Origin of the sequence: Aeromonas sp. DNP9 (assembly GCF_001728955.1) — a bacterium.
In the GTDB taxonomy this organism is placed as follows: domain Bacteria; phylum Pseudomonadota; class Gammaproteobacteria; order Enterobacterales; family Aeromonadaceae; genus Aeromonas; species Aeromonas veronii.
The window spans coordinates 127,713-140,368 of sequence record NZ_LYSQ01000008.1; the positions used below are offsets into that span (position 1 = coordinate 127,713).

At 42.4% G+C, this 12,656-nt stretch carries 9 protein-coding genes; all 9 read right to left on the reverse strand.

Translation table 11 applies throughout. The features are described 5' to 3' along the window. Nucleotides 1-567: 567 nt before the first annotated feature. Nucleotides 568-2,553, reverse strand: a complete 1,986-nt coding sequence (locus A9G06_RS07515; protein WP_069554781.1) for a nucleoside-diphosphate sugar epimerase/dehydratase — start codon at nucleotides 2,551-2,553, stop codon at nucleotides 568-570. After that, a complete protein-coding gene (locus A9G06_RS07520; RefSeq protein ID WP_069554782.1) occupies nucleotides 2,550-3,575 on the reverse strand; it encodes a glycosyltransferase family 4 protein in 1,026 nt (341 codons plus the stop codon). Before A9G06_RS07520 ends, A9G06_RS07515 begins: the two co-directional genes overlap by 4 nt. Further along, nucleotides 3,575-4,531: an SDR family oxidoreductase gene (locus A9G06_RS07525; protein ID WP_069554783.1), complete on the reverse strand. Its 957-nt coding sequence runs from the start codon at nucleotides 4,529-4,531 to the stop codon at nucleotides 3,575-3,577. The genes A9G06_RS07520 and A9G06_RS07525 overlap by 1 nt, the downstream gene beginning before the upstream one ends. Continuing rightward, nucleotides 4,531-5,337: a glycosyltransferase gene (locus A9G06_RS07530; protein WP_069554784.1), complete on the reverse strand. Its 807-nt coding sequence runs from the start codon at nucleotides 5,335-5,337 to the stop codon at nucleotides 4,531-4,533. The genes A9G06_RS07525 and A9G06_RS07530 overlap by 1 nt, the downstream gene beginning before the upstream one ends. 154 nt (nucleotides 5,338-5,491) lie before the next feature. Beyond that, nucleotides 5,492-6,631, reverse strand: a complete 1,140-nt coding sequence (gene wecB / locus A9G06_RS07535; protein WP_069554785.1) for a non-hydrolyzing UDP-N-acetylglucosamine 2-epimerase — start codon at nucleotides 6,629-6,631, stop codon at nucleotides 5,492-5,494. Nucleotides 6,632-6,677: 46 nt separating this feature from the next. Next, nucleotides 6,678-7,778, reverse strand: a complete 1,101-nt coding sequence (locus A9G06_RS21400; RefSeq protein WP_083243747.1) for an acyltransferase — start codon at nucleotides 7,776-7,778, stop codon at nucleotides 6,678-6,680. Further along, a complete protein-coding gene (locus A9G06_RS21405; protein ID WP_083243748.1) occupies nucleotides 7,765-9,162 on the reverse strand; it encodes a hypothetical protein in 1,398 nt (465 codons plus the stop codon). The genes A9G06_RS21400 and A9G06_RS21405 overlap by 14 nt, the downstream gene beginning before the upstream one ends. Nucleotides 9,163-9,466: 304 nt before the next feature. Continuing rightward, entirely contained in the window at nucleotides 9,467-10,561 is a 1,095-nt protein-coding gene (locus A9G06_RS07540) for a glycosyltransferase (RefSeq protein WP_069554786.1), read from the reverse strand. A gap of 1 nt (nucleotide 10,562) precedes the next feature. Then, on the reverse strand, nucleotides 10,563-12,653 hold the full coding sequence (locus A9G06_RS21410) for a glycosyltransferase (protein WP_083243749.1): 2,091 nt from the start codon (nucleotides 12,651-12,653) through the stop codon (nucleotides 10,563-10,565). Nucleotides 12,654-12,656: the final 3 nt, after the last annotated feature.

A 12,656-nucleotide genomic window follows, 5' to 3' on the forward strand; every position in this document is an offset into this window, starting at 1 on the left:
ACGAGTCCGGCAGTAAAAACATTTCAATTACAATCGATTGCCAACCAGTGACAGACACCCGAATGATCACACTCCGGCGTTGTCACACTCTCTATCCCGTGCCATGTATCTGGGGACTACTGACGGTCCCTCTTGTATCGATATCATCGCTATCACTAAAGCGCCGAATTGACTACAAAGAAGCCAGTAACGGACTAAAAAACAATCCAATCTATAAAAAAAATAATGGCTACCGCCCCTGAGTTACAGCTCCCAGTGTGCATGCAGTCTTTTTATATTGTTAAAAGAATTAGTAAGTGGTGTTGTAATTTACAATCACCAACCTCTGGCAAGAGGGGCGACAAAACCAGTCGCCACGCCAGCTATTCGCAATATAACCCTCCATTTTGCACCAATACTCCACGCAAAAATGTAGGAAAACTCCGAAATGGCGGGGGTGGATTGTACCTATGGTTCATCGAAATGAGTAGCCAATCTAGTCCACGACTGGCTCGATCGATTAAAAAACAAACAATAAAAGCAGGGGAGCAAAAAAAAGCGCCCAATAATGGGCGCTCATATAAAAATTCAGTGATTGGCAAGCAAAAAATCTATGTTATGTGAGGGTAATTTAACAACATTATCACTTGGTGGTAGCTGCTGCTTGGCCAGCCACACCAGATCACAAATACCATCCGTCGGTTCGAATGCTGCCGGTGCATGCATCAGGATATCGCGCACTTGCTGTTGATCAAAACGGTGACAGGCATCATCAAGCGAGGCCAGCAAGGGGCGCAGTCGCGACCAGGGCAGCCAGCTCTCTTGTGCCACCATGATCCGGGGATGCTCGGTTCCTCTGGCATCATCACCAATCAGTAACTCTTCGTAGAGCTTTTCACCCGGCCGCAAACCCGTCACCTCGATGGCGATATCCCCATCGGGCCGCTGCTCATCACGCAGTGTCAGGCCGCTGAGGCGTATCATGCGTTTGGCCAGCTCCATGATCCGTACCGGTTGACCCATATCGAGCACAAAGACGTCTCCCCCCTCCCCCATGGCACCTGCCTGGATCACCAGCTGGGCAGCTTCAGGTATCGTCATAAAGTAACGGATGATATCGGGGTGAGTCAGGGTGATAGGCCCACCTTTATCTATCTGCTGTCTGAATAACGGCACCACTGAGCCGGAAGATCCGAGAACATTGCCAAAACGCACCATACAAAAACGGGTGCTGTGCTTCTCGCGGGTCAAGGCTTGCAAGATCAACTCGGCCAGACGCTTGCTGGCCCCCATGGTGTTGGTTGGCCGCACGGCTTTATCGGTAGAGATCAGCACGAATGTTTCTACCCCTGCCTCAATGGCCGCCTGTGCCGCATAAAGAGTGCCGAATACGTTGTTACGTACCCCTTCAATGATGTTGAACTCAACCAGCGGGACATGTTTGTAAGCCGCGGTATGGTAGACGGTCTGGATCCTGAAGCTCTGCATCACCGTCTTGAGACGATGCTGGCGCTGCACTGACCCCAGTAACGGCACCAGATCCGTTTCGATTTCTTCACGCTGACACTGCTCCCGCAGGTTCTTGTGCAGGACATATAGGGCGTATTCGGATAGTTCGAACAGAACCAGAGTGGATGGCCGGCACCGCAAGATTTGGCGACAAAGCTCAGAACCAATAGAGCCACCGGCTCCTGTCACCATGACCGCTTTGCCCTTGATATTGGCTTCCATCAAGGTGGTCACCGGCTCTACCGGATCTCTGCCCAACAGATCGTCGATGGAGACCTCATTGAGCTGATCTATGCGGGCCGAGCCATTGACCAGATCGGCCATCCCCGGGATAGAGAGCACTTCGCAAGAGAGGGGCTCAAGTGAATTGATCACCTCCTGACGACGAGCCCTGGTGCTGCTCGGCATAGCCAGCAAGATCTTCTGCACCCCATGGTGGTCAATCAAGGCTGGCAACTGAGCACTGTGATAGACGGTACAGCCCTGGATCACGCATCCCTGTTTGGCGGGATCGTCATCAATAAAGGCGACGGGATAGAACTCATTGCCTTGCAACAAAGCCATTTGCAGTTGTCGGCCTGAAGAGCCCGCGCCGTAGATCAACACCTGGGTGCGAGCCAAACGGGTGGTATTAAGGAGCGCCCGGAAAAACAGCCGCACACCGCCAACCAGTAATACCAAAAAGGAGAGATAGATAACCGAGACCGTTCTCGGCAGAAAGATATCGAAGTAAAACGCAGAGAGAACAAAGAAACAGGTTGAAAGAAATGCCCCTAGCGAGATTGTCCATAACACCCGGAAGCTGACATATCGGAGCACTGCGCGATACAGCCCCAGCCGTACAAACAAACTGATGCTGACAATGATAATTGCGCCAAGCAGTGCCCAGTGATGCGGGCTATCGATTGGCCAGTTATGTTCAAGCCGGATCCAGTACGCCCCCCAATAGGTCATGGTGATCAGGATCATATCAACGGTGACAGAGATGGCACGCTTGCTGGCTCGTGACAGGGAGCCTAGGCAAGTCAGTAGCCAGCTCCCACCGGGTAAAAGCTCATTTCTCATTCTGGTACTCCTGCATTCAGGTGATACGCAAGAAAAGCTAACGGCAAGTAGGCAATGACCAGACCGCTCACACCATCGAGCTGGCCCAATACAATCATGACAGCGATCGGCGCAAGCCAGAGGCTATTTATAAGAAGCACAGCCAAGGTCACGTTTCGATGACTTTGCCAACGTCTCGCCAGATATTGATAGCCATGAGTACGATGAGCCTGGCTCAGACGGCATTTCAGGCGAAAGCGATTCAGCAACGTCCAGGTCGCATCAACCACAAAGACTCCGAGCATGACGAGCCATGCCCACAGGAATTGAGGTGCAGATGCAGCATCCAACAGCATCAGGGAAGCCAGCATCAAGCCAAGAAATCCACTGCCACCATCCCCCATAAAGATCCTGGCGGGCGGAAAATTCCAGCACAAGAAGCCCGCCGCCGAAATCCCCAGTAGCAGGATCAAACTGGCAGACGACCACTCCCCCCCAACCAGATAGTGAAATAACGCCATGAACAGGCAGACGACAACGGCTTCACCTGCAGCCAAGCCATCGATGCCATCCATAAAGTTGTACAGGTTGATAAACCAGATCACCCCCAGCCAGGCCAGCAGGTAACCAAACCAGGCCAGATCGAGCTGCCAACCAAAGAAGGTCAGCGCTGGCAAACCATCAACCGCAGAAACCACCAAAGCTGCCGCCATGCTCTGCACAATCAGGCGGGTTCGGGGCTTGAGAGAGATGTGGTCATCGATAAAACCAACCAAGGCAATTCCCAGCGCCGCAGCCCATATCAATGCAAAGCTGCTCTGGGATATGCCGGCGGGCAGTGGGAGCAGGGTGACAAACAACGGGGCTGCCAGCAGAAAGGTCGCCACGATAGCCATGCCACCGCCTCTCGGGGTCGGCACCTGATGCGAACTGCGATGATTGGGTTGGTCAAGCAAGCGGGTCTGTGCGTAGCGCCTGAGCAGGCCGGTCATGGTGATTGAAAGAAAAAGACAAAATATCGACAACAAAACAAATGCCAGCATCAAGACGACTCACTATGGATTGACGCCATCAGAGATAGGGTCTGAGAGAGCGAATAGGGTGCCGACCATTGTAATCGGCTCTGAGCCTTGCGGGTATCCATTTCCAGAGAGCCATAAATCCGTTGTAGCTTGGCATCAATCCCCAAACAGCGTCCAAGCACTCTTATTACTCTTGGTGGGAGATAAAAGAGCCGACAGCGCACTCCTTCTGCTTCTGCAATCGCCGCCAATAACTGCGACGTCGACACTGCGACAGGATCTGCGACTAAAAAGACCTGATTCACTGCAGCAGGGTGCGCCATCGCATGGGCAATGAAGTCACACAGATTAGGTAACGCCAACAGGCTACGCACATTGGTCAAACGGGCAAACGGGAGCGGGATCCCTTTGCGCACCCAGGTCATCATACTGGCAAAGTTAGCCTTCACCCCTTCCCCGTAAATAAGAGGAGGACGGATGATGGTTACAGCCATACCACACTCTTTCGCGAGTGCCATCAGCCCCTGTTCCGCGTCATACTTCGAGCGTCCATAGGGATCTTCTGGCGGACTTTGCACATTCTCATCAAATGGCTTGCCAGGCTCGGTCTGCTCGCCATTCACTTTGATCGAACTGATAAAGATGAAGCGCTTTACTCCTGCCTCAGCAGCCTGCCGGGCAAGAGCGAGGGAGCCCTCTGTATTCACCGCTCGAAACGCAGCCAGGGGATCTGTCGCGGTATCCGACATCACATGCACCCTGGCAGCACAGTGAACAACCACATCCACCTGTTGCAATTGGGCAGTCCAGTTGGCATCCGCAGTCAGAGAGGGAGCCTGAACATGGTAAGAAGCCAGCGAGTGACTTCGCACCGCTCCTTTAACATTCGCCCCCAGCGCCAGCAAGTGTTCACAGACCGCCTTGCCTACAAATCCGTTGGCACCTGTGACCAAGACTGTACTTTTGATATCTATCATTACCACCAACGCCAACCATGAATATTGAAGAAAGTCACCATGGAGCGCCCAAACATCCAGATATGGCGCCAGCCTTTGCGGGATGCATGCCCACCGTGATGAACGACCTTCACCTGAGGGACATAAGCAATCCGGCTGATCTTTCCTGCCCGCAAACTGATGTCAAAATCTTCAAAATAGAGGAAGAAGCGAGGGTCAAACCCTCCGAGCTGCTGCAGAACATCTGAGCGAAACAGCATAAAACAACCACTGACAATGGGTGGGTCCCACAGCACGTCATGATTATTAAGCTGATCTGCCATCTCATATTTTGCCAAGCGCGTCCGGAATAACTTCTTCACACTCGCAGGAGCAAATCCACGCAGCAATAAATCAAATACGGTTGGATAGCGTTTGCAAAGCCGCTGTACCTCACCATCTTCCCACGTAGCGAAAGGCGTCAATAATCCGCAATCCGGATGTTGCTCCATAAACTCGAGTGCATTTTTCAGTGCATCTGGAGCAACTTCAAGATCAGGGTTAAGGATAAGGTGGTATTTGGCATCCGTCTGCAATGCTTGATTATGACCCGCTCCAAAACCAGGATTGGTTGCATCAACTATTGACTTATAAGGCGCAGACCAACATGGTAACATATCCTCCATTTTTAACATTTCTGCCAACGAAGGAGAATGTTCCACCACATACAAAAAGGAACTTAATTTACTAACATGAACAGCTACATTTAACGTTGATATCGTTTTTTTTAGCATGCTCAAATTAGGTCGGTAATTAACAATAGACACCGAGAGAGTATTTTCTTTCACCCAAGCGAACCTAATTAAACGAGAGTCTGGATTAAAATAATAGATGCATAAGCAGGCATTACCCCTCCCCCATTACACTGTAACTAACGTTCAGTGTAATGGGATAAGGGCCAACTAAAACACTAGTTACTTACTTTACATTAAGATATACATATTAAATTAGACTGCATGTTTCAAATATCGAATTTAAAATACGAATAGAAGCTTTTCCATCACCGTAAGGGTTGTGCGCCATACTCATGGAGCAATATGCATGCTCATCAGTCAGCAATGTTGTGACTTCACCAACTATTTTATCAACATCAGTACCAACTAACTTAACCGTTCCCGCCTCAACAGCTTCAGGACGCTCAGTAGTATCACGCATAACAAGAACTGGTTTACCCAAAGAAGGCGCTTCCTCTTGAATACCTCCGGAGTCGGTTAAAATCACATGAGCACGCCCCATGAGATATACAAATGGGAGATAGTCCTGGGGTTCAATCAAAAAAATATTTGAACGTTCAGATAAAAAACGGTTAACCGGCTCTCGAACGTTTGGATTAAGGTGAACAGGGTAAACAAAGTCCACATTACTAAACTTATCAGCCAGCTCGGATACCGCTTGGCATATACGCTCAAAGCCGCCACCGAAACTCTCTCTACGATGACCAGTAATCAACACAACTTTACGCTCTGAATTTAAAAAATCAAACCGAAAATCTAAATTAGCTCTTAGGGCCTGATCATAACTTAGCCTATCACGAACCATAAATAACGCATCGATAACTGTGTTTCCTGTAACAACGACAGTATCTTCCGATATATTCTCCATCAACAAATTATTTTTGGAAGTATGAGTTGGTGCGAAATGCAAATTCGCCAAACAACCAGTAACTTTGCGATTTCCCTCTTCAGGCCATGGAGAGTAAATATTATTTGTCCTCAACCCAGCTTCAACGTGACCAACCTTAATTTGCTGGAAGTATGCAGCCAAGGTAGTAGACAACGTTGTCGCCGTATCTCCATGTACCAACACATAATCTGGTTTAAACTCATTAAACACGCTACGCAACCCAAGCAGGATAGAAGACGTCACATCAGTCAGATCCTGACCCGCTTTCATAATATTTAAATCAAAGTCTGGCTTTATATTAAAAAGCTCTAGGACTTGGTCAAGCATCTGGCGATGTTGACCGGTTACGCATACTTTACTTTCAAAACGATTATCATTTTTAAGTTGCTCCACGACCGGAGCCATCTTGATGGCTTCTGGGCGAGTTCCAAAAACTGACAACACCTTCACCTTAACCATTGCACCCCCCTTATAAATAATTTCTTCATTTAAGATTTAAATGTTTTTATTTGACAGCAGCACTTGAAATAAAGCTATCTATTTTTGGGAATATTTTTTTTCTAGCCAATTTGTTGATAGTTTTTTCAATTAAATGCCAAGACACATAAGATAATGTCATTGTAAGTATGACTATAAATGTTAGATAGTAATAAAATCCATACTCAGAGAAAAGAATATATGATAGTTGAGAGACTGGATATGCATATAGATAGCATCCATATGAATAATCATTTCTTAAACTTATATTTAAGAAATCTCTTGCTACATATCCAGAAGAAACAACAAGATATGATATCAAAATTGACAAAACTATTGGAGGCAACGCAAATCGATATTTAGCTATTACTATTGAAGTAATAACAACAAGAATCGGAGATAATGGAATGACCTCTCTATTAACATATAAAAAGCTTCCTAAAAGGAAGTAGAACAATAAAGTTGTAGAATTTGGTATTGGAAATATGACACTATAAAAGTCAGGGAATTTGAAGTGAATGAATATAGCGATAAAGAATAAAGCATTGAATACTGACTTTCTATTTGCCATACCAGACATTACGATAAGCATTGCAATAAAGTATGCTCTAACCTCAACAGGTAGCGTCCACAAGGAACCATTAATTGTTTTATCTGGATTATTATCAAATACGCCTACAATCGTGAATTTAAGAGTATCAAGTATAGAGTTTGTTTTGAAATACTCCTTTGCCTCACTAGATAAAACAAACGAATGCCAGTCTAAATCCATAGAAATGGGAATGATAATGGCAATGGTAACCACATTACATACAATTAAAGCAGGATATATCCTGAGAATCCTAGCAAGTACATATTGAGGTATATTCCTCTCCATCGCACTTTTTATTATGAAAAAACCACTAATAGTAAAAAAAACATAAACAGCTAATGTTCCTGTGTATATACCTGTCTGTGAAGTTAATGGGTCTGCACCCAATCCATATATATGGTAAGAGTGCGCATATAAAACTAAAAAAGCAGCAATCAATCTAAATAAAGAAAACAAATCTTTTTTGTTATTCACGGCACCTGATAATGTTGTTGTCTTCCAGAGCTTATTTAAAAAATAAACATTATTGAACGTCATTACTATCCTCCACCAAGAAAACGCGCCCCTTGGTATCTAAAGACAAATTACGTTTGATACCGACATTTGAATTAGGAACTTGCTCTCCATTAAAATACACTCTGTTTCTTATTTTTACATTATCAATACTATCCCTAAAAGCAATGGATCGAATTGCAATCCAAGAAGCACTACCAAACTCAGGGTTGATAATGTATAAGGAGTTCTTGTCGTTGCTTTTAATTATTGAATATAGTGTACTAACAAAATTATTTTGATATTCACCGGTAAAAATATAATTTTTTTGAACATTTATTCCATGTAGAGCAAGCATAAAAAAAAGAACAACACTTATTGCTTTTTTCTTATAACAATGACTTAAAAATAGCGCTGACAAACCAAATGCCATAACAAACCCTGATGAATAAATATAGTGGGGTAAACTCATGTCTAAAATGAGCACAGGAACGGCAGATATAAAATAACAGCTAAAATATAGTAAGTATTTAGAGAAGCACTTTCCACAGAGAATTACTATAAACACTATATGGATAAGCAATGCAAAGGACAATTCAAACAATGAATGTTGTGTGAATAGCCCATGTATTTCTATATTATTAATTAAAAATGGATATATCATATATTCGAGAAGTCTAACCGGAATATTATGAATAGACGTCCCGTAACCACCACCATTACTCGGGAACAAAAAATCATATCTAACCATCAGATACGATAAAAAAAGCAATGAAGTCAATAAGAACAATGAAATGTCAGCTTTATTTTTATATACTCTAAAATCTCTATGCTCATAATATCTAGAATATAAAATATAAATAAACAGAATCCCCGGAAAAACAACCGCCGTTTCTTTGAACATCAAAGACATTAAATAAAATAAAAGTGATAAAACCAACAGGTAAGGATTTAAAACATTTTGTTTTCTATTTACTTGATGTATAATTAAGGAGACACAACAAAACATAAACCAAAATACATCTGCCATAGTTCCTATCCAACCATTGACAAATACAATTGTAGGCATAACGGTTGATGTTAAGGCAGTAATAAATGCAATTTTACATCCAGCCTCTTTCTTTAAGAAATAATACACCAAGCTTGCATTTACCAAACCGAAAAAGACAACTAATAGGTGGTATAATTGAGGGTGTTCAAATAAATAATAGGATGTCAAAAGCCACAGATTAAAATTAAGAGGTCTATAATGAAATTCATTATAATGGAAAATACTGTAATACTTAATGTCTGACAATGCGCCCACAGATGTTGCCTTTACTCCCCATCCAATTTCATCATGGCTAAAATAACCAGGATTTATAAATAGCCCAAGACTCATAATCAATCCAATAAGGAATATCAGCCAAATTCTGTTCACACTAATCATTATTTATTTCCGTATTTTAAGTATTTATCGGGAGAGGTTTATTTGGCTATGCTTTTAAGTATTATATAAATACTATTAACTCTTCCCAAAAGCACTGGAACATACATATATGAATGATTTTTCCTAATAGTACTACATCTTTGATAAGATATAGCTACTTTCAGGGAAAAGGAGACATGATATCCATGAAGTGTGTCATTGGAGTTAGCTCTAAATTATGAACTAAAAAAATATACCTCCACCTTTTTGCCAAATGTGGTCTGTGTAACACTAAGAATATTTATAATTAAAATTACGGTGTACACTAATTTTTTCCCGCATGTTGTAGCGCCTCAAAAACACGATAAAACCGTTCATCCCATGTGATACTATAATCTAAAGTAGAAGTTACTCCTTCTTTAAACTGGAGAAAACTTACAGCCCTCCCATTAGCAACTCTAAATTTCATTTCGCCAAACTCAGTGGTTATAACACATAATCCAGCCGCCACATACTCATAATATTTCACCGGATCCACTGAATTGGTTAGCTCATTCAGCTTGAATGGAATCAACCCAAAATCAAAAGAAGAAAGTAGCTTGGGTATTTCGCAATGTTGTACCGCCTTCCGTAACTCTATATTTTCGGGAAGTTCAGGGGTACTTCTGGAGTAATTAGGTCCAACAATGACCACTTTATCCATCGGGTTGTCTTTTGCCAGTTGAATTACGCTATCCCAGTCAAACCATTCTGCGATACTCCCTACATATCCAAATGTTCTATGGCCAATAGTTCTCAAATTTCTTTCATGTGACAGGGACTGACACTCACCTAGGAGCGCCTCATCACATGCATTTAGAACAAGCTCAGAGCGTTTAGCCAGACATCCATATTTTTCTTGGAGGCTGTGAGAAGAGAACAAGCAAATATCTACATTATGAATAACTCGGCGAAGAGTTATTTCCATGCGCCTAGCTGATATACCATGGAAAAAATGTGGGAAATCATCCATGACATCGAAAATTATTTTATGGAACTTTATACAAGATATAACTTTTAGAGAAAATCTGCTCGGCTTGCCAATTACGAGAACTGTACTTTCGCCATTCACACTGAACTGCTGAATGCTTTTCAAAGCCCCAACTATCGCCTGACGGTTAACAAAGTCATATAATCCCCCAAAAGGCTCAACAGGAATAGACCTTAATTTCAAGATCTCGATAGCTTCCGGCTTACTAAAACTATCTGCCTCAACCGAAAACAACTTGGTCCAAAAATCTTTCACCTGTGGAAGCCTAGATGGTGTTGGTTCAACCCACAATATAGAGCTAAAGCCGCTCCGAAGAGCAGCTTTAGCAAAGAAATGAGGGCGTTGTGCAACACTATTCCAAGATACTGGAGATAAATAGACCAAACGCATATTAATAGACACCTTTCCGATAACTATGAGGTTTCCATTCCCCCCACTTAGCTTCAAAGATCGCTTTATTTTTTTTCATCAGCTCTTCTTTATGATTATTCTTCAACTTGTTAAAACTTGCTGAAAGATGATGATGCACAAAAGAGTCTTCGACAACAGCCATTTTGAAGCCAGCTTTTGCTACAGCTTTGCAATAGTCATCATCTTCGAAAAATCCAAGCCCATAATCTTCAGATATCGGCCCAACTAATTCGTAGACACCTCGTGGGATTGCAACACAGAAAAATGCAAGACATTCAACTGGATATAGCTTGTTTCTGTTTTCGATAATATAGTTGATTGCAGAATCATTTAGCTGAAGCCAGTTATCATAGGAAATATTAATTTTCGCCTCATTCCCTATGTTATTCGTTACTGGGCCGACTACACCAAGCTCTGGATTATTTTCCAAAGCACCGACCAAGCCTTCTAACCAATAAGGGCCTACATATGTATCATTATTTAATACAACGAGAATCTCGCCCGTCGCAGCATCCAATCCTACATTATTTCCTTTTGCAAATCCCAGATTTTTGGCGTTAGGTATGAACAGGTAGTTATCCCTCAGAGAACAATACTTTTCAAGATAATCAATGGTCCCATCCGTTGATGCGTTATCAACAAGTATAACCTCAAAATTACTATATGTGGTATTACGTTCTATGCTCTCCAAGCAGTCCTTTGTGAGTTTCAAGTTGTTGAAAGTTAGGACTACTATACTAACCTTTGGTACTTTATTTCTATTAGTTAACAATTCCAATTCACGTTCCAGATGTTTCGCCCTTTCCATCCAATCATGACTTTCTGCCCATTTCTTTCTGTCAGCAACTAATTCTGCATCGTCTCTCGCCTTCATAGCCTCTTCGATACATAAGGAGAAATTTTCTGCATCTGAAGCAATAAGCACCTTATCTTCTATCAAAACAACTTCCGGCATAGCAGAAGCAACAACAGGCTTCCCTGCTGCCAAGTATTCATAGACTTTGACTGGATTCGTGCACAAGGTAAGATCATTAATGATAAAAGGAATTGTACAAACATCAAATGACACTAAATACTTTGTTAAATCTTTATACGGAACTTCACCCAACAGTTTTATATTTTGTCGATTCTTCAAACAAGAAACATCTGTAGTAACATTTCCTATTAAAACAAAATCGTACTGTGGCAATAACTGAGAAGTTTTAAGTAATAAGTCAACGTCAAACCATTCGGCAATAGCTCCGTAATAACCTACCATTGGTCTATTTTTTTCCAACAATTTCTCAGTTGGCTTTTCTTTAAAAAATTCAATTTCTGCACCATTTCGTATTATTACATTTTCGCGAATTTCAGATATATTCTGAGATAGCAACTCTGCAGTAGTAATTACAAGATCGGCTTCTTTCAGTAAAGCATTCTCTTGTTCCAACATTTCAGAACTGTTAGTAGAGAAACCAGCATGATGATCCATACAATCATATACTATTTTATTTCTAGGCAATTTTTTAACGGCGCTATGCCAAAAGGGGAGATTTAATATTGAGTAAACATCAGCCTTTCCAAATGCCCTGCTCACAACAAGAAGACTTTTTGCTAAAAAAGTTGATTGCTCATCACTCAGGCTATCTCTGTAGATATTTACATTAGCATTCATATTTAATCTACAGCAAATTACATTCTTCGCTGGAGATTCGAGAATTGTAAAACCTGGGTGATTTGATATATTAAACGTTGTCGAAAAGTAAACTACCCCATTGCCTAACTCTGCAAGCTGCTTACATAGGTGTTGGGGTCGCTGTATTCTGAAATTCCAATCAATAACCGGAAGTAAGAATATAAGTTTATTAACTCCATTAAATTCATGCAAATAGGATAATTCACCAGCAACTGATGACTCAGATGGCACCGATGACACCGATGACTCATTAACCATAGCACTTACACATATATTCTTTTGCCTTGACTTCAAATAAACACAAGTTCGTTGATAGGTGGATAGGGCAAGTGTTCTATATTTAGGACTCAATGAGTAATAAATTTTTCTTAATGGTTTCTTAATGATATGTTTCATTTT